The organism is Chryseoglobus sp. 28M-23, from assembly GCF_014789785.1.
Classification (GTDB): domain Bacteria; phylum Actinomycetota; class Actinomycetes; order Actinomycetales; family Microbacteriaceae; genus Microcella; species Microcella indica.
Genome location: NZ_CP061846.1, coordinates 2,119,297 through 2,136,330, shown reverse-complemented (window position 1 = coordinate 2,136,330; position 17,034 = coordinate 2,119,297). Strand labels below are relative to the sequence as shown.

Genomic DNA, 17,034 nt, shown 5'->3' with positions numbered 1-17,034 from the left:
CTCCGAACAGTCAGTACCCCCGACCGGGGGTCGCCAGTCCTCGGCCGTTACCCCAGTTCGCGGGTGATCCGGTCGTTTTTCGACTGCCCGCACTTGGTGCGCGGGCGGCCGCGGGCATAGCGTGGCATCAGCAGCCGGGGGGCTGCCGGCAGGACCAAGCTTCGGGGGGAGCACAGCGTGTTGCGTTCACTATTTTCGGGGGCCGCCATCGCGGCGGTCATCATCGTCGCGATTCCCGCGATCCCGGCGGCTGTCACGGCCGTGCCGTCGATGGAGCCCGGTGGCGCGCCAAGCGCGAGCCTCATCGAGGCCGTGGAACCCGCCTCCGTGCCGACCCCCACTCCGTCGCCGACCGTGATGGATGCTGATGCCACGGATGAGCCGGCTGCTGCACCGTCGACGGAGGATGTCGCGAAGGACGAGCCTCACGAGGACGCGACCGATGGCGCGGGCGCTGCGCCTGCGCCCGAGCCGGAGCGCACGTCCTCCGGCGGGGCGACGTCCGCCGCGAGCGCGCCGGCCCCGGCGAACCGCACGGTCACCGAGGAATCCGATGTGGTCTACCGCGCGCTTCCCGCGCCCCTGCCGACCGAGCTCGCCACCCCCGCGTGCCCCGCTCCGATCTCCGGCAGCACCGCGGGTGCGCCGAGTGCGACCTCGGAGCGGGGTGTCGCCGGCACCACGAGCGAGGATCTGGCGTCGTTCGCGACGCGGTACAACCAGATCCGGGTGGCGAACTGTCTGCCGCCGGTGCCGTTCGGCAACATTCGGTACGACTCGTGCATGGAGCAGCGTCTGTTCTGGATGGCGGAGGATCCCAGTACGGATCCGATGAGTGCGTGGGGTCACATCGGGTCGCAGCGCAGTGATGGTGTGCCCAGTGTGGGCTGCGATGGGAACCTTGCTGGTGGGTCGGGCAACACGGGTGCGACGGTCGCGGATAAGTGGTGGGCTTCCAGTGGTCACCGGGCGTCGCTGTACAAGCCGGGCAACACCGGCAGCATGGCGGGTACGTGCATTCTGTTCGCGATGACGCACGGTGGTGTGCCGAACGAGCCGTACAGCTTCACGCGGGCCGCTGCGCGCTGGGTGAGCTGCTAACCGCCCGAGCCCTCGCCTTTCAGCGCTAGGCGCCGAGGCGACGCGCGGCGCGCAGCGCGTGCACGGCCGCGATGGCGGCGTCGGCGGCTTCGGCGCCCTTGTCCTCCTTCGAGCCGGGCAGACCGGCGCGGTCGAGGCCCTGCTGCTCGTCGTCGAGGGTGAGCACGCCGAAGCCGACGGGCTTGCCGGTGTCGAGCGCGACGTGGGTCAGGCCGTCGGTCGCGGCGGCGCTCACGTACTCGAAGTGCGGCGTGCCGCCGCGGATGATGACGCCGAGGGCGACCACCGCATCCGCACCCGCCTCGAGCACGGCCTTGCTCACCACGGGAAGCTCGAACGAGCCGGGGACGGCGTACTCGACGACGGTGGCGCCCGCGGCCTCGAGGGCACGGCGGGCTCCAGCGCGCAGGCCGTCGGAGATCTCGGCGTGCCATTGCCCGGCGATGATCGCGATCGTGAGGCCGGTGCCGTCGGTGGTGAGGGTGGGGGCTCCTGCGCCGCTCATGGGGTGGTTCCTTCCAGGGTGGAGAGCATGGGTGCGCTCGTGATGGTCTCAGGCAGTCGGTGCCCCATGCGGTCGCGCTTCGCGCCGAGGTAGCCCTCGTTGTCGACCCCCACACCGACGAGGAGCGGCACGAGCTCGCTCACCTCGATGCCGTACTGCACGAGTTGGCGCTGCTTCTCGGGGTTGTTGGAGAGCAGGCGCACGCGGTGCACGCCGAGGTCGTGGAGGATGTCGCCGGCGGCTTCGTAGTCGCGGGAGTCGGCGGGCAGGCCGAGGGCGAGGTTGGCGTCGAGGGTGTCGTAGCCCTCCTCCTGGAGGCGGTAGGCGCGGAGCTTGTTGATGAGGCCGATGCCGCGGCCCTCGTGGCCGCGCAGGTAGAGCACCGCGCCGCCCTCGCGCTGAATGGTGTCGAGGGCGGCGTCGAGCTGGGGGCCGCACTCGCACTTGAGAGAGCCGAAGGCCTCCCCGGTGAGGCACTCGGAGTGGACGCGCACGATCATGTCGTCGCGGGGCATCCCGCTGATGATGGCGACGTGGTCTGCACCGGTCTTGCGGTCCCGGTAGGCGCGCATGGAGAACGGCCCGTGGCTGGTGGGAACGGTCGTCTCGACCTCGAAGGAGACGCTGCTGGGGCGCGTGCTGCGCGGCTCGGCCGAGGCCGGCACATAGGTCTCGCCGGAGTTCAGGAACGCGATGAGGTCGACGATCGTGATGACCACGAGCCCCTCCTCCTCGCCGAAGCGGATCAGCTCGGGCAGGCGCATCATGTCGCCGGTGTCGGCGATGACCTCCCCGATCGCGGCGACCGGGCGCAGGCCGGCGAGCACCATGAGGTCCACGGCGGCCTCGGTGTGCCCGGCGCGCTCGCGCACCCCGCCGGGTCGGGCCCGCAGGGGCACGATGTGGCCGGGGCGGTGCAGGCTCGCGGGGGTGGAGGCGGCGTCGGCGAGCACGCGCAGGGTGCGGGCGCGGTCGTTGGCGCTGATGCCCGTGGTGAGGCCCTCGGCGGCGTCGACGGTGACGGTGTAGGCGGTGTGGCGCGGGTCCTCGCTCTCCCTGTCCGGCACCATGAGGGGCAGGGCGAGGGAGTCGGCGATCTCGGCCGTCATCGGCGCGCACAGGAATCCGCTCGTGTGGCGGATGGACCACGCCACCCACTCGGCGGTCGCGAGCTCGGCGGAGATGATGACGTCGCCCTCGTTCTCGCGGTTCTCGTCATCCGCGACGAGCACGGGCCGGCCCTGCCGCAGTGCGTCCAGCGCCTCAGGAATGGTGCCGATGCTCATGAGATGCCTTCTCTGTCGTGCGCGCCGGCCCAGAAGTGGGCGAGGCGAGCGATGTGCCGGGCGAGGATGTCCGTCTCGAGGTTCGCCGCGTCGCCGACCACGAGGCTGCCAAGGGTGGTGGCGCTCAGCGTCTCCGGGATGAGCGATACCTCGAACCAGTCGTCGCCGACGGCGCTGACCGTGAGGCTCACGCCGTCGACGGCGATCGAGCCCTTGTCGACGACGAGCGGCGCGTGCGCGGCGTCGAGGGAGAAGCGCACGACGCGCCACTGGCCTGCCTCGCGCACCTCGAGCACGGTCGTCGTACCGTCGATGTGCCCTTGCACGATGTGACCGCCGAGGCGGTCGCCGACAGCGGCGGCGCGCTCGAGGTTCACGGCGGCCCCCGCCGTCCAGGAGCCGATCGTCGACATCGCGAGGGTCTGGCCCATGACGTCGGCCGTGAACCAGTCGGCGCCCTGCTCGACGACGGTGAGGCACACTCCCATCACGCTGATGGAGTCGCCATGGGTCGCGTCGCTCGTCGCGAGGGGTCCGCGCACGGTCAGGCGTGCGGCGTCGCCGTGGGGCGCGAGGGCGACGATCTCGCCGAGTTCTTCGATCAGTCCGGTGAACATGGTGCTACCTCTCCTCGAGGGTCGAGCGGTCGGCGGCGTGAGAGCCGGGCGCAGACTGGGGGCGGGCGGTCACGAGCAGGTCGGTGCCCAGGGACTCGACGGAGCGGATGTTCAGCCGCAGTCCCTCCGCGATGGTGCCGATGCCCAGGTCGTCGAGGGCGAGCCGCGGCCCGCCGAGCAGCAGGGGCGCCAGGTACACGAGCACCTCGTCGACGAGTCCAGCGCGCAGGAACGCGCTCGCGAGGGTCGGCCCACCCTCCACGTAGAGCCGGCGCACGCCGCGCTCGGTGAGAGCGCTCAGCGCAGACTCCAGGTCACGATGGCCCACCTCGATGAGGCCCGCCGGGTGTTCGCGCAGTCGCGCGGTGGCGGGTACGGGTGTCTCTCCGAAGACGACGGGGAGGGGCTGGTGAGGCAGCAGCTCGCCGCCGTCACCGCGAGCCGTGAGGGAGGGGTCGTCGGAGAGGACGGTGCCTGTGCCGACGGCGATCGCGTCGTGGGCGGCGCGCTGATCATGCACGCGCTGGCGCGACGCGGTGCCGGTGATCCACTGGCTCGAGCCGTCGGCCGCGGCAGTGCGACCGTCGAGGGTCGACGCCCACTTGACGGTGACCCACGGGCGGCCCAGCCGCACGCTCGTGAGCCACGGGGTGAGCAGGTCGGTCGCCTCCTCCGCGAGCACGCCGCCGATGACCGGGATGCCCGCTGCACGGAGGCGCTCTGCGCCGCCGCCCGCTCGCGCGTCGGGGTCGTCGATCGCGTACACGACCCGCGCAATGCCCGCGTCGATGAGGGCCTGGGCGCACGGGCCCGTGCGGCCGGTGTGGTTGCAGGGCTCGAGCGTCACGACGGCGGTGAGGCCCGCGGCGCGAGGGTCGGACGAGGCCAGCCCCTGGGCGGTCAGATCGCGAGCGTCGTCGAGCTGGGCGAGAGCATCCACTTCGGCGTGGGCGGTACCGGCGCCGCGATGCCAACCCTCCGCGACGATCTCGCCGTGCGCATCCAGTAGCACGCAGCCGACTTGGGGGTTCCCGCCCGTGATCGGGCCGTGCTGTGCGAGATTCAGCGCGTGACGCATGGCGGCCTCGACGCGCGCGTCGAATGCCGCGTCGTCGTGCGGTGCGTCTGTGCTGGTCATCCGCTGGTCTTCCCGGTTCCTCTGTGTCTGCGGAGTTTCCGCGTTCAGGAGTTTCCGGGGTCGCGTCGGCAGGCTGCCGCTCGCGTGTTCCTCCCCTCCGGACTCTCACCGTCGGTACCGGAATTCCACCGGTTCAACCGTTCGCGACTGCTCGTCGCTCGCGGGTCGCGGACTCTCACCGCCGGCTCGGACTTTCACCGACCCCGGAACACGTTCTTGTCTTCAGGGTAGTCAACATCGCTCGTGCTGGAGTATTCCCGCACGTGGGCTGGGAAGCGCCGGCACGGCGATGGCCCCCGCGCAGTGCTGCGCGGGGGCCATCGGGTGTGCTGGCGCTAGTAGGTGATGACCAGCGTGTTCGACACCGAGATGAGCACCACGACCGTGGCGTTCAAGAACCCGGCGATGTACGGGTTGGAGGTCGCGCGGTACAGCTTGCGCGACACGATCGCCGTCACCGCGAGGATCAGGATCACCGGGAACAGCCAGATGCTGAAGATGCCCCCGAAGCCCGGGATCAGGTTGCCCGTGATCGCGAACGTCGTGTACTGCGCGACGACGAGGATGATCGGGCCGAGCGAGTTCGCCAGGGCGAGGATCGCCGTGTTGACCCACTCACGTCCCGCGATCGTCACGCGGTTGAACGCGTTGATCGCGATCGAGTTCGCCACGAAGTAGATCAGGAACAGCGGCAGGACCACCAGGGCGTAGCCGAGCTTGTCGGGGGTGAACCACTTCACGCCGATCACCCAGAGTCGGAAGTCGGTCTTGAAGAGGTAGTCGACCAGGAACACGACCGCGTACATGAGGAACACGGTGGTGAGGGCCAGACCGATGCCGTGGAAGAAGTTCTTCCAGCCGGGCAGCACTCCCGAGCCGCGCAGGCTCATGCCCGACTTCCGCCCGAAGGCGAAGTAGGCGCCGATCATGATGATCGCGGCCGCGAGCCCGTTGATCGCCGCCCATGCCCCGATGAAGAACACGGAGCCCGTGGGGATGAACGACGGCACGGCGTTGAAGGTGATGCCGAGAATCTCGGGCGTCTGGCTCACGAGGACGTAGCTCCATGCGGAGATCACGACCGAGACGACGAGTCCCGCCCAGAACCAGATCTTCGGGATGCGCCCGGCGAGCGGCGCGATCTCGGTCGGCGCGACGGCGAGTCGACGGAAGGCCGACGTCGTCAGCAGCGCACGCGGGATCGCGACGAGCATGATGCCGAAGCCGACGAGCCCGAGTGCCGTGAAGAACTCCTTGAGCTGCCAGAGCTGGTTGCCCGCGTCGAGGGGCGCCGGCGCCGGGAGGGTCTCCTCGAAGTACTCGACGAGGTGCCCGACGGCGGTGCTCGAGGTGGTGCTCCACGGGTGGGTCTGCGCCAGGGAGTAGATCACGCGCACCGCTTCGGTGCCGTCGATGTTCTCGGTGTAGAACGTGCTGCCTTCGCGCTCCTCGGTGAGGTCGGCGGGGTCTGCGCCGAAGTTGAGGAACGACTGCGCGTTGGGCGTGCCGAGGTAGTCCCGCGGCGCGGTCAGCTGGTTGCCGTCGGCGTCGTAGCTGCGGAAGAAGAACTCGTCGTACTGCGCCTGGATCAGGCCGACGTCGCGCGAGCCGTAGACATTCGTGTAGAGGCCGTCGCCGTCCACGTACAGCGGGTCGTTGTCGACCAGCAGGATCGAGGAGATCAGCGGGTCGCCTGAGGCGTCGTCGATCGGCACCGAGAAGTTCGCGGCGCGGGCGCCGTTGGAGTGACCACTCACGCCGATGGCGTCACGGTCGACGTAGGGCAGGTCGGCCATGAGCAGCACCGCGTCGTACATGCCGGTGCCGCCGACGGCGAGCTCGTCCGCGGGGAGCGGGTCGGAGTTGCCGTGGCCGTACATGTCGATCGACATGACGACGTAGCCGCGGCGCGCGAGCTCGACGTAGTTGGGCGTCTGCATCTCGCGGTTGTTCCACCACCCGTGGCTGACGACGATGCCGGGCGCCGGGTTCTCAGCGGTGGCGTTCGCCGGCGTGAACAGAAGGGCGTTGAGGGTGCGGCCGGAGGCGGTCTCCCACTTCAGGTCGTCGACCTTGACGTTGCCGCCCGAGGTCTGGACGAGTGAGGCGCCGATGCCGGAGATCAGGGCGAAGATGAGCGCGAGGACGAGCCAGAAGCCGTTGCGCTTGAAGAGTGCTTGTCTCATGTCGAGTTCAAACTCCTTTGTTGTGAACTGTCACGCGCCTTACGGGGCAATGCGCTGCGGGAGCGCCGTGACCGGGGTGGACAGACGCTGAGGAAGCACGTCTGCACAGGAACACTAAGTCGGCGCCGCCGCGTGAGACGCACTGTGGAACGAATCTGCACAAACGTGCGATGGGCTGGGACGGGCGATGGCCCCTGACGTAGAGTGACCACCTGCATGTTCGACCATCGCACGTGCACGTTCGTTCAGGAGGTTCGGTCGCGATGCCCCACACTGGTCCGGAGGCGCTCAAGGCGGCGACTGCGCTCAAGGCGGCGAAGATGTACTACTTGCAGGACCTCACCATGGGGGCCATCGCCACGGAGCTGCGCACCTCGCGCTCGTCGGTGTCGAGACTGCTGAGCTTCGCGCGGGAGACCGGGCTCGTCGACATTCGCATCACCTCGCCGTTCGATCGAGGCTCTGCCTTGGAGGAGGCGATCCATGAGCGGTTCGGTGTGACCGCCCACGTCGTCCCCATGCCCGAGTCGATCAGCGACGTTGATCGTCTGGAGCGCGTCGCCATGACGGCGGGCAGGATTCTGGGGGGATTCGTCGACTCGAACATGGTCATCGGCGTCGCGTGGGGGTCGACGGTCGGGGCGATCAGCAGGCATCTCGTCGCCAAGCCGGTGCACAACACTGTCGTGGTGCAGCTCAACGGTGCCGGCAACACCCAGACGACGGGTATCGACTACGCGAGCGAGATCCTGCAACGCTTCAGCTTCGCGTACTCCGCGCAGATTCAGCAGTTCCCCGTCCCCGCATTCTTCGATGATCCGCGCACGAAGGAGGGGCTGTGGCGCGAGCGCAGCACCAAGCGCCTCCTCGACATCCAGGCTCGACTCGATCTCGCGCTGTTCGGCCTCGGCTCTCCGTTCGCCGAGATTCCGAGCCAGGTCTACATCGGCGGCTATCTCGATGCCGAGGACTACCGCAGTCTCAGCGAGGATGGTGCTGTGGGTGACGTGGCCACGGTCTTCTACCGCCCCGACGGCACGTCGAGCGACATCGCTCTGAACAGTCGTGCATCGGGCCCCAGTCTTGATCGCTTGCGCAAGGTCGCCCGTCGTGTCTGTGTCGTCTCTGGCGTGCAGAAGCTCGCGAGCCTGCGCGGTGCGCTCGCGGCGGGGCTCATCACCGATCTCGTGCTCGACGAGAGTCTGGCGAGTCGAGTGGTCGAGCGGGAGGGGCGTGCGTCGGAGTCGGTTCGGCGGGAGCTCACGGTCGACTGACTTTCTGCACGTCTGTGCAGTCGCTTTGGGTAGATGTGTCGAACTGACCAAGATGGGTTCGACCCCCGACCTCCTCGACCGATGGGCCTGCCGATCCGATGACCGCATCACCCGCGACACCCGCGCGTTCCGAACTGCTCGCCGACATCCGCGAGAAGGCCTCCGCGGTCGACGTCCTCGTAATCGGTGCTGGCATCAACGGCATCGCGACCTTCCGCGATCTCGCGCTCAACGGCGTGAGCGTGCTCCTGGTCGACCGCGGCGACTTCTGCTCGGGAGCATCCGCGGCCTCGTCGCACATGATCCACGGCGGTATCCGGTACCTCGAGAACGGTGAGTTCCGGCTGGTCAAGGAGTCCGTGCACGAGCGCAACGCGCTCCTGCGCCTCGCGCCCCACTACGTGCGCCCGCTGCCCACCACCATCCCGATCTTCTCGACGTTCTCGTCGATCATCCAGGCGCCCCTCAAGTTCCTCGGGCTGCGCCCGAAGAAGCGCCGGGAACGTGGCGCGCTCATCATCAAGGCCGGGCTCACGATCTACGACCTGTTCTCGCGCGACGGCGGCCGGGTGCCCCGCCACCAGTTCCGCGGCGCGCGAGCGTCGAAGCGGCTCCTGCCCGAGCTGCGCGATGACGTGCGGTGGACCGCGACCTACTACGACGCCTCCATGCACGACCCCGAGCGGCTCGCACTCGACGTGCTCACCGATGGGCTCGACGCGGGTGGGCACGCGCGAGCGCTCAACTACGTCGAGGCCGTCGGGATGGACGTCGACGGCATCGTGAGCCTGCACGACGTCATCGGCGGGGAGACCTGGGAGGTGCATCCCTCGGTCGTCGTCAACGCCTCGGGGCCGTGGACGGACCTCACCAACGCGGCCCTCGGCGACGCCTCTGACTACATGGGTGGCACGAAGGGCTCGCACATCGTGCTGGACCACCCCGAACTGCTCGCCGCGTGCGCGGGTCGGGAGATCTTCTTCGAGTTCACCGACGGCCGCATAGTGCTCATCTACCCCCTCAAGGGGCGCGTGCTCGTCGGCACCACCGACCTCCCGCACGACATGGCCGACCCCGTCGTGTGCACCGAGGAGGAGGTCGACTACTTCTTCGGGCTCATCCGCCACGTCTTCCCCGCGATCGAGGTCGATCGTCGGCAGATCGTGTTCCGCTTCTCGGGCGTGCGCCCGCTGCCCCGGCAGGACGCCGACTCGACCGGGCAGATCTCGCGCGACTACCGCGTCGAAACGCGCCGCGTCGCCACGACCACCGTGCTGAGCCTCATCGGCGGCAAATGGACGACCTTCCGCGCGCTCGGCGAGCAGCTGAGCGACCGCGTCCTCGCGCTGCTCGGCCGCGATCGTGCCGTGAGCACGGACGGCCGGCTCATCGGCGGGGCCGTCGGCTACCCCACGACGACGGATGCTCGGCTCGCGTGGAGCGAGCGGGTCGCCCCGGGCATCCCCCGAGACCGCGTCGAGACCCTCCTGGACCGCTACGGCACGAGTGCTGAGCAGATTCTGCGGCGCATCCAGACCGACGGTGATGCTCCCCTCGCCACCGCGCCCGGCTACTCCCGCACCGAGATCCTCCACCTGATCGAGTCGGAGCGAGTCGTGCGGTTGAGCGACATCGTGCTGCGGCGCACCTCGATGGCGTTCATCGGCGAGGTCGGGCACCCCGAGCTCGCCGAGCTCGCCGAGCTCGCCGCCGCGCCTCTCGGATGGGATGCTGGACGCATCGCGGAGGAGATCGCCGAGACAGCAGAGCTGCTGCGTGATAAGCACGGCGTCACCGGGATCGAGGCACCGTCGCCCGCCCCAGGAAGGAACCGAACGTGAGCCAGCACATCGTCGCCATCGACCAGGGCACCACGAGCACCCGCGCGATCATCATCGACCACGATGGAGCGATCGTCTCCGTCGGCCAGCTCGAGCACGAGCAGATCTTCCCGCACGCGGGCTGGGTCGAGCACGACGCGACCGAGATCTGGAACAACACGCGCGAGGCGATCGGCCAGGCCCTCTCCAAGGCCAACCTGACACGCCACGACGTCGCCGCGATCGGCATCACCAACCAGCGCGAGACCGCCGTCGTGTGGGACCGCGCGACCGGCACGCCCATCTACAACGCCATCGTGTGGCAGGACACGCGCACGCAGCACCTGGTCGACCGCATCGCCGATGGGGACGTGCGGCGCTTCGCCGAGACGACGGGCCTGCCGCTCGCCACCTACTTCAGCGCGAGCAAGATCGCGTGGATCCTCGAGAACGTCGAGGGGGCCCGCGAGCGCGCCGAGGCCGGCGAGCTGCTGTTCGGCACGACCGACACATGGGTGCTCTGGAACCTCACGGGCGGCACCGAGGGCGGCGTGCACGCGACCGACGTGACCAACGCGAGCCGCACACTGCTCATGGATCTGCGCACGCTCGACTGGGACGACACGCTGCTCGAGGCGTTCGGCGTGCCGCGCTCGATGCTGCCCGAGATCCGCTCATCGGCCGAGGTGTACGGCCATGCCTCGACGCACTCCCTACTGCGCGAGGTGCCCGTGGCGGGCATCCTCGGCGATCAGCAGGCGGCCACTTTCGGTCAGGTGGCCTTCGACGCGGGTGAGTCGAAGAACACCTACGGCACGGGCAACTTCCTCATCGTGAACACGGGGGAGGAGATCGTGCGCAGCGAGCACGGGCTCATCACAACCGTCGCGTACCGTCTCGGCGACGAGGCTCCGCGCTACGCGCTCGAAGGCTCGATCGCCGTGACCGGCTCGCTCGTGCAGTGGCTGCGTGACAACCTCGGGCTCATCTCCTCGGCGCCCGAGGTGGAGAGGCTCGCGCTCTCGGTCGACGACAACGGGGGCGCGTACATCGTGCCCGCGTTCTCCGGGCTCTTCGCGCCCTACTGGCGGCCCGATGCCCGCGGCGCGATCGTGGGCCTCACCCGCTACGTCACGAAGGCGCACCTCGCCCGGGCCGCACTCGAGTCGACGGCCTTCCAGTCGCGCGAGGTACTCGACGCAGCCGACGCCGGCACGGATGTTCCGATCGCCGAGCTCAAGGTCGATGGTGGGATGACTGCCAACGAGCTGCTCATGCAGTTCCAGGCCGACATCCTCGGCATCCCCGTCGTTCGGCCCGCTGTGGCCGAGACGACCGCACTGGGCGCCGCCTACGCTGCCGGGCTCGCCGTGGGCTTCTGGGAGTCGCGCGACGAGCTACGAGCGCTCTGGCGCGAGGACGCGCGCTGGGAGCCGCGCATGAGCGAGGAGGAGCGCGAGCGCCGCCTGCGCCTGTGGAAGAAGGCGGTCACCCGCACCTTCGACTGGGTCGACGACGACAGCGAGGCGTAGCCGGCACGTCGGCAGGCGAGCGCCGCGCTCGCCGCGCTCCGCTCCGCTCTGGCGCCGCGCGTGCTCGCAACTCAGGCCAGAGCAGCTTGGCCCCCGCTGAATGGGTGAGCCGCGCATCCCTGGCCTGATTTACGAACCGGATGCCCCGCCCCAGTTCGACCTGACCTTGCGTTCTCCACAGTTGTCGTGCGGCCGCGTAATGTGCGGCCGGCTGCCGCTTCACTGCAACGATGGATGCGCTCACCCCGTTCTCGAGACACGCGACAATCTGCCTCACGAGGCGCCAGCTCCTTGCGCACGGGCTCACGCCTCGACATCTCGCGGCGGCCGTTGCCCGGGGCACTCTCGTGCGCCCGCGCAGGGGACTGTACGTACCCGCGCACACCGCGCGCGGAGTCGTGGCGGCTCTGCATGTTGGTGGTCCGGCCGCGTGCGTTACGGCAGTGGAGACGTACGGCATCTGGACTCCCGACCGGCGGCTCGTGCACGTGTGGTTGAAGCCCAACGCCGCCCGCCTGAGGGCGCTCCGGTTGAGCGGGCGCACAGCCGTCGGTGAGGCGCATCACGAGTTGCGACGCCATTGGCGCCCGCTCCTCGAGTCAGACCAATGTGAGAGCTGGCGCGTGGGTGTGCTGGATGCCCTGATCCAGGTCGTTCGCTGCCAACCGAGGGCTATCGCGATCGCTGTGCTCGACAGCGCACTGCACCAGGGAGTGATCGAGCGGCAGAACCTCGAGCAGCTTGCTGTTCAGGTGACATCGCGACAGCGACGAGTCTTCGACCGTATCGATGCTCGTGCCGAGTCCGGGACGGAGTCGCTCGTGCATCTCGCCCTCGTCGACGCTGGACTGAGAGTTGTTCCGCAGGTGTTGTTCCCGGGGGTGGGGCGCGTCGATCTCCTCGTCGAGGGTCGCATTGTCGTCGAGGTCGATAGTGCGGCGTGGCACTCGACCGTCGACGCGGTAACTCGGGACTACGGCCGTGACCTGCAGCTCGTGCGCCGCCGTCGCTGGGTTGTCCGTGTGTCGTACGAGCAGGCGATGCACTCTCGGCGACAGGTGGTCGAGGCGGTGCGCGCGGCGCTGCGCGCGTCCCGCGCGACGTGACAGATGGAGCCACGCGTATGCGCTTCGGAGAGCGCGTGTTCGCAATTCAGGCCAGGGCTGCCTGCCTCGACCGCCTGCCGGGGGCTGAGCTGCTCTGGACTGAATTGCGAACACGCGGCGCAGGCGGTGCGCGGGGAGTTGGGACGGTGGGGTGGCAGATGAGGCGCGGTCAGGGGGCGAGCAGGGCGGGCAGCTCGCGCAGGCTCCGGATGCGCGGCACGCCCGCCGGCCGGTCGACGTGCGACTCAGAGGTTGTCTCGTTGCGATCGCGGCCGCGGTCGAGCCAGATGCCGAGCATCCCGGCCTCGTGCGCCCCGATCGCATCGGTGCGCACTCGATCGCCCAGGTAGGCGCACGCCGCGGCCGGTGCGTCGAAGGCGGCGGCCGCGGCCGCGAAGATGGCAGGGTCGGGCTTGGTGACGCCGAGGGCTCCGCTGGCGATCAGTTGGCCGTGGCCGGAGTGCAGCCCGAGCCGCTGCCACAGCGCGATGCGCTCCAGCTTGTCGGTCTGGAAGGCGAGGTCGCCGTTGGTGATGATGCCGAACCGCACCCCGTCGATGGCCGTCTCGAGCGCGTCGAGTGCTGGCAGCACGTCGTCGAAGAGAGTCCAGTTGTCGCGATAGCCGTGCAGGTACTCAGCGAACCACTGCAGCGCGGCCTCGTCGTCGAGGTGGATGCCGTACGGGGCATGCAGATCGCGCGCGCGGTGCACGCGCTGCCCCAGATAGTCGAGCTCGCCACTCAGGTAGCGCGCGTAGTGGTGCTCTTCGAGCTCGCGCCAGCGTGCCTGCACGACCGCGGGATCATCGGCACCGAAGTTGCCGCCGGCCACTAGCTGCGCCCGCGCGATCGCGAGGTCGACAGCGCGCGTGTGCGCCATGAGCGTGTCATCCAGGTCGAACAGCACGACCCGGGTGCCCGTAGTCGTGCTCACGTGAGCACCGGCCAGTCGGCCGCCGGCTGCACCGAGCCGAGATGCTCGTGCCGCAGAGTGGCATGCCATCCCCACGGGTGCTGCCCTTCCCAGTCGGTGACGACGCAGGGTCGCTCACCCGACCAGCGAAACCCGGCCCGCTGCGCCACGATGGCCGACCGGACGTTGCCCGCGTGGGCCTCCCACCGCACGATGTCGACCCCGTCCTGGCTCAGGATCCACTCACTGAGACTGCGTAGCGCCTCCGTCATGATCCCGGTGCCCCGATGACGAGAGTCGAGCCAGTAACCGACGAAGCCCCGTTCGCGTTGCCACGAGATGACCCCAATGAGCGGGGATGTGTCATCTGGCCGGATGCCGAACACGTACTCGGTGCCGTCGCGCCAGGCCTGGGGCGCGTACTTGGTCGCGAACTTTCGCGCCTCGTCGACCGTGTACGGCAGCGGAACCGTCGTGTACTGCTGCAGCTCGGGGTCCTGGCACGCGGCGTGGATCGCGTCGACGTCGGAGTCACGTGGGGCACTCAGCACGAACCGCGAGGTCTGCAGTGTGAGCGTGGTCGGCACCATCACGCGCGCGGTAGGAAGCCGACCGCGTCGTACACGCGGCGCAGGGTCGCGTCGGCGACGCTCTCGGCGCGCGCGGCATTGACGGCGAGCAGGCGGTCAAGCTCGGCAGGGTCGTCGAGCAGCTCGAGCGTGCGTTCGCGGATCGGTGCGAACGCGGCGACCACGGCGTCGGCGACGGCACCCTTCAGCGCGCCGTACTGCAGCCCGTCGAAGTCACCCTCGACGGACGCGACCGAACGCCCCGAGACGATCGCGAGGATCGATAGCAGGTTTGACACCCCCGGTTTGGACGCCGGGTCGAACCGCACGATCCCTTCCGAGTCGGTGACGGCCGACTTGATCTTCTTGGTGAGGGCTTTGTCGTCGTCGAGAAGCCACAGGATTCCGGCCGGGCTCTCACCCGACTTCGACATCTTTGCCCCCGGGTTCTGCAGGTCGTAGATCTTCGCGGTCTCCTTCAGAATGCGCACCTGGGGCACCCGCAGCGTCTCGCCGAACCGTGCATTGAAGCGCCCAGCCAGATCGCGCGTGAGCTCGATGTGCTGCCGCTGGTCTTCGCCCACAGGCACGACGTCGGTGTCGTAGAGCAGCACGTCGGCCGCCTGCAAAATCGGATAGGTGAACAGGCCGACCGACGAGGCATCGGCGCCGCCCTTCGCCGACTTGTCTTTGAATTGCGTCATGCGCGAGGCCTCGCCGTACCCCGTGATGGTGTTGAGCACCCAGGCCAGCTCGGCGTGTGCGCGCACGTGCGACTGCACGAACAGGGTCGAGTGCTCGGGGTCGATGCCCGCGGCAATGTACTGGGCGGCCGTGCGGCGCGTGCGCTCGCGCAGCTCGGCGGGGTCTTGCGGCACGGTGATGGCGTGCAGGTCGACGACGCAGAAGATCGCATCGTGGGTCGCCTGCAGGTCGCGCCACTGCAGCAGGGCTCCCGCGTAGTTGCCGAGGTGCAGGCTAGCGGCGGAGGGCTGCATGCCCGAGAACAGGCGGGGGAGGCTCATGCCCTCATTCTTCCAGGGATGCTCGAGCAGTACTTCACGGAAGCGCGTAGTCCACCACCACGGGCGCGTGGTCGCTCCACCGCGTGTCCCACGAGGCGGCACGGTCGACGGCGTACGACTGCACGGTCTCCGCGAGCGCCGGTGTCGCGACGTGGTAGTCGATCCGCCACCCGGTGTCGTTGTCGAAGGCCTGGCCGCGCTGCGACCACCAGGTGTACGGCCCGTCGACCTCGCCCGCCCAGCGGCGGCCGACGTCGACCCAGCCGAGCCCGGGGCCGGTCGAGCCGTCGACGCCTTCCACGGTCGAGCCTTCCGGCCCGAAGAAGCGGTCGAAGTAGGCGCGCTCGCGCGGCAGGAAGCCCGCATTCTTGCGGTTGCCGCGCCAGTTCCTGATGTCGAACTCGCGGTGGCCGACGTTGAGGTCGCCGACGACGAGTGCGTACCGGCTGTGCGCGGCGAGCTCGGGCAGTCGAGCCTCCATGGCGTCGAGGAAGCGGTACTTCTCGATCTGCTTGGGGGTGTCGACCTCGCCCGAGTGCACGTAGGTCGACACGACCGTGAGGGTCGTGCCGCCCACGTCGAGGTCGGCCTCGAGCCAGCGCCCGGCACTGTCGAAGTCGTCGTCGCCGAGCGCTACGCGGTGGGCGCCGAACTCGCGGCGGGCGGCGAGCGCGACGCCCGCGCGGCCCTTCGCCGTGGCGGCGTCGTGCAGCACGAACCAGTCGTCGCCCAGGAGGCCGGTGACGTCGTCGGTCGAGGCACGAACCTCTTGGAGAGCGAGGATGTCGACGCCCCGGGCATCCAGCCAGTCGCCCATGCCCTTGCGGTACGCGGCGCGCACTCCGTTGACGTTGACGCTCGCGATGCGCACCGGTGAAGTCATGCCTCCAGTCTACGAAGCACACCAGACGTGCGAGACCGGCCGACGGGCCCTCACGAGCGCGAGAAGCGGCCCTTCACGCGCTGCCAGAAGCCCGGCGGGTCCTCCGGCTGCGGGTCGTAGTACTCGAGCAGCTCGCGCGCCTGGTTCAGGCGGGTCTGCAGGTAGTCCTCGTCGAGCACGATGCGGTCGTCCTTGATGCCGACCGCGACCCACGCGGCCGCCGCGAGCACGACCTGGCACACCAGGTTGAACCAGATGAGAAGACCGATGAAGACCGCGAAGCTCGCGATGAGCGGGTTGTTGCTCGCGCCGCCCAGCAGGCTGTTACCCAGCACCTTGAGGCCGCCCAGGGCGACGGCGCCGATCAGGGCACCCTGCCGCAGCCTGCGCAGCGGGATACGCACGCCCGCGAGCACCCGGTACAGCGCGGCGAGCACGACCGCGTCGAGCAGGAACATGACGCCGAGGGTGATGATGCGGCCGACGACGGTGCTCGTCGTCGAGTCGCGGATGCCGATCCACTCGAGCACCGCATCGAGAGCCAGCGTGCTCACGACGGAGAGCACCGCCGAGAGCACCAGCAGGGCGCCGAAGGCGACCGCGAGACCCAGGTCCTTCACCTTGAGCAGCAGCACATTCTGGTCCAGGAGCGGCAGATCGAAGATCGAGCGCACGGCCTCTCGCGCCGAGGCGAGCCAGTTGAGTGCCGCGAGGAGCAGGACCACGGCCGCGATCGCGCCCTGCCAGCTGAAGGCGTCCACGCTCGCTGCGAGCAGATCCGCGGGGTCGACGATGCCGTCCTCGCCGTCGGTCGTGATGAGTCCCGGCACCGTCTGGGCGAGCACATCGATGAGCGAGTCGCGCAGGCCGATGTTCGTCGCGATCACGAGACCCGCGACGGCGAAGCCGATCCACAGTGCCGCGAAGACGGCGAAGATCGCCTGGAAGGCGAGCCCGGAGCCGAGGATGGGGCCGCGCTTCGCGGTGTAGTGCTGAACGACGCGCACCGGCCGGGACTGCAGGACGGTCGTCACGAGACCCATCGCGCGATCCTTCACCGACGGGGGATCCTCGTTCTC

At 69.3% G+C, this 17,034-nt stretch carries 15 protein-coding genes, 1 pseudogene and 1 riboswitch; of the genes and pseudogenes, 6 read left to right on the top strand and 10 right to left on the bottom strand.

Translation table 11 applies throughout. From position 1 onward, the window contains the following. Nucleotides 1–177: 177 nt before the first annotated feature. A complete protein-coding gene (locus tag IE160_RS10350; RefSeq protein WP_191151039.1) occupies nt 178–1,101 on the top strand; it encodes a hypothetical protein in 924 nt (307 codons plus the stop codon). Between the two features lie 25 nt (nt 1,102–1,126). On the opposite strand, the gene ribH is transcribed toward IE160_RS10350, so the two are convergent. The 5 genes from ribH to IE160_RS10325 form a co-directional block, all read right to left on the bottom strand. Beyond that, entirely contained in the window at nt 1,127–1,606 is a 480-nt protein-coding gene (gene ribH, locus IE160_RS10345; protein WP_191151038.1) for a 6,7-dimethyl-8-ribityllumazine synthase, read from the bottom strand. Beyond that, nucleotides 1,603–2,892, bottom strand: a complete 1,290-nt coding sequence (ribB, locus tag IE160_RS10340) for a 3,4-dihydroxy-2-butanone-4-phosphate synthase (RefSeq protein ID WP_179872506.1) — start codon at nt 2,890–2,892, stop codon at nt 1,603–1,605. Before ribB ends, ribH begins: the two co-directional genes overlap by 4 nt. Continuing rightward, nucleotides 2,889–3,509: a riboflavin synthase gene (locus IE160_RS10335; RefSeq protein ID WP_191151037.1), complete on the bottom strand. Its 621-nt coding sequence runs from the start codon at nt 3,507–3,509 to the stop codon at nt 2,889–2,891. The genes ribB and IE160_RS10335 overlap by 4 nt, the downstream gene beginning before the upstream one ends. Nucleotides 3,510–3,513: 4 nt before the next feature. Further along, nucleotides 3,514–4,647 (bottom strand): bifunctional diaminohydroxyphosphoribosylaminopyrimidine deaminase/5-amino-6-(5-phosphoribosylamino)uracil reductase RibD, encoded by a 1,134-nt coding sequence (ribD, locus tag IE160_RS10330; RefSeq protein WP_191151036.1) that lies wholly within the window; start codon nt 4,645–4,647, stop codon nt 3,514–3,516. A gap of 81 nt (nt 4,648–4,728) precedes the next feature. Further along, nucleotides 4,729–4,862, bottom strand: a riboswitch (FMN riboswitch). A 120-nt stretch (nt 4,863–4,982) separates the two neighbouring features. Then, a complete protein-coding gene (locus IE160_RS10325; RefSeq protein ID WP_224744458.1) occupies nt 4,983–6,833 on the bottom strand; it encodes a dienelactone hydrolase family protein in 1,851 nt (616 codons plus the stop codon). A gap of 263 nt (nt 6,834–7,096) precedes the next feature. Here IE160_RS10325 and IE160_RS10320 point away from each other — a divergent pair, with 263 nt between their 5' ends. The 5 genes and pseudogenes from IE160_RS10320 (at nt 7,097) to IE160_RS12585 (ending at nt 12,565) form a co-directional block, all read left to right on the top strand. Beyond that, the gene (locus IE160_RS10320; RefSeq protein ID WP_179872503.1) at nt 7,097–8,107 is read left to right on the top strand and encodes a sugar-binding transcriptional regulator; all 1,011 of its coding nucleotides are present in this window, start codon (nt 7,097–7,099) and stop codon (nt 8,105–8,107) included. A 98-nt stretch (nt 8,108–8,205) separates the two neighbouring features. Further along, a complete protein-coding gene (locus IE160_RS10315) occupies nt 8,206–9,948 on the top strand; it encodes a glycerol-3-phosphate dehydrogenase/oxidase (protein WP_191151035.1) in 1,743 nt (580 codons plus the stop codon). Continuing rightward, nucleotides 9,945–11,459 carry a glycerol kinase GlpK gene (gene glpK, locus IE160_RS10310; protein WP_179872501.1) on the top strand — a complete coding sequence of 505 codons (1,515 nt, stop codon included), beginning with the start codon at nt 9,945–9,947 and terminating at the stop codon, nt 11,457–11,459. The genes IE160_RS10315 and glpK overlap by 4 nt, the downstream gene beginning before the upstream one ends. Before the next feature lie 230 nt (nt 11,460–11,689). Beyond that, nucleotides 11,690–11,785: pseudogene (locus IE160_RS12760) on the top strand (hypothetical protein); the annotation flags it as partial. A gap of 360 nt (nt 11,786–12,145) precedes the next feature. Next, nucleotides 12,146–12,565 carry a putative endonuclease domain-containing protein gene (locus IE160_RS12585; protein ID WP_224744643.1) on the top strand — a complete coding sequence of 140 codons (420 nt, stop codon included), beginning with the start codon at nt 12,146–12,148 and terminating at the stop codon, nt 12,563–12,565. 169 nt (nt 12,566–12,734) lie between these two features. Here IE160_RS12585 and IE160_RS10300 read toward each other — a convergent pair whose 3' ends face one another. The 5 genes from IE160_RS10300 to IE160_RS10280 are packed head-to-tail and all read right to left on the bottom strand — an operon-like array spanning nt 12,735 to nt 16,998. Next, nucleotides 12,735–13,499, bottom strand: a complete 765-nt coding sequence (locus tag IE160_RS10300; RefSeq protein WP_224744457.1) for an HAD family hydrolase — start codon at nt 13,497–13,499, stop codon at nt 12,735–12,737. Next, nucleotides 13,496–14,068, bottom strand: coding sequence for a GNAT family N-acetyltransferase (locus tag IE160_RS10295; protein WP_179872498.1), 573 nt, complete (start codon nt 14,066–14,068; stop codon nt 13,496–13,498). Before IE160_RS10295 ends, IE160_RS10300 begins: the two co-directional genes overlap by 4 nt. Beyond that, entirely contained in the window at nt 14,068–15,072 is a 1,005-nt protein-coding gene (trpS, locus tag IE160_RS10290; RefSeq protein ID WP_179872497.1) for a tryptophan--tRNA ligase, read from the bottom strand. Before trpS ends, IE160_RS10295 begins: the two co-directional genes overlap by 1 nt. 34 nt (nt 15,073–15,106) lie before the next feature. Further along, entirely contained in the window at nt 15,107–15,955 is an 849-nt protein-coding gene (locus IE160_RS10285; protein ID WP_179872496.1) for an exodeoxyribonuclease III, read from the bottom strand. Nucleotides 15,956–16,005: 50 nt separating this feature from the next. Then, the gene (locus tag IE160_RS10280) at nt 16,006–16,998 is read right to left on the bottom strand and encodes a YihY/virulence factor BrkB family protein (protein WP_179872495.1); all 993 of its coding nucleotides are present in this window, start codon (nt 16,996–16,998) and stop codon (nt 16,006–16,008) included. Between the last annotated feature and the right edge of the window lie 36 nt (nt 16,999–17,034).

Coding starts and splice junctions, on each gene's coding strand:
- IE160_RS10325 (WP_224744458.1), bottom strand. CDS start 6,833: ATGAGACAAGCACTCTTCAAGCGCAACGGCTTCTGGCTCGTCCTCGCG.
- ribD (WP_191151036.1), bottom strand. CDS start 4,647: ATGACCAGCACAGACGCACCGCACGACGACGCGGCATTCGACGCGCGC.
- IE160_RS10335 (WP_191151037.1), bottom strand. CDS start 3,509: ATGTTCACCGGACTGATCGAAGAACTCGGCGAGATCGTCGCCCTCGCG.
- IE160_RS10320 (WP_179872503.1), top strand. CDS start 7,097: ATGCCCCACACTGGTCCGGAGGCGCTCAAGGCGGCGACTGCGCTCAAG.
- IE160_RS10315 (WP_191151035.1), top strand. CDS start 8,206: ATGACCGCATCACCCGCGACACCCGCGCGTTCCGAACTGCTCGCCGAC.
- IE160_RS10285 (WP_179872496.1), bottom strand. CDS start 15,955: ATGACTTCACCGGTGCGCATCGCGAGCGTCAACGTCAACGGAGTGCGC.
- IE160_RS10280 (WP_179872495.1), bottom strand. CDS start 16,998: ATGGGTCTCGTGACGACCGTCCTGCAGTCCCGGCCGGTGCGCGTCGTT.
- IE160_RS10295 (WP_179872498.1), bottom strand. CDS start 14,068: ATGGTGCCGACCACGCTCACACTGCAGACCTCGCGGTTCGTGCTGAGT.
- ribB (WP_179872506.1), bottom strand. CDS start 2,892: ATGAGCATCGGCACCATTCCTGAGGCGCTGGACGCACTGCGGCAGGGC.
- trpS (WP_179872497.1), bottom strand. CDS start 15,072: ATGAGCCTCCCCCGCCTGTTCTCGGGCATGCAGCCCTCCGCCGCTAGC.
- ribH (WP_191151038.1), bottom strand. CDS start 1,606: ATGAGCGGCGCAGGAGCCCCCACCCTCACCACCGACGGCACCGGCCTC.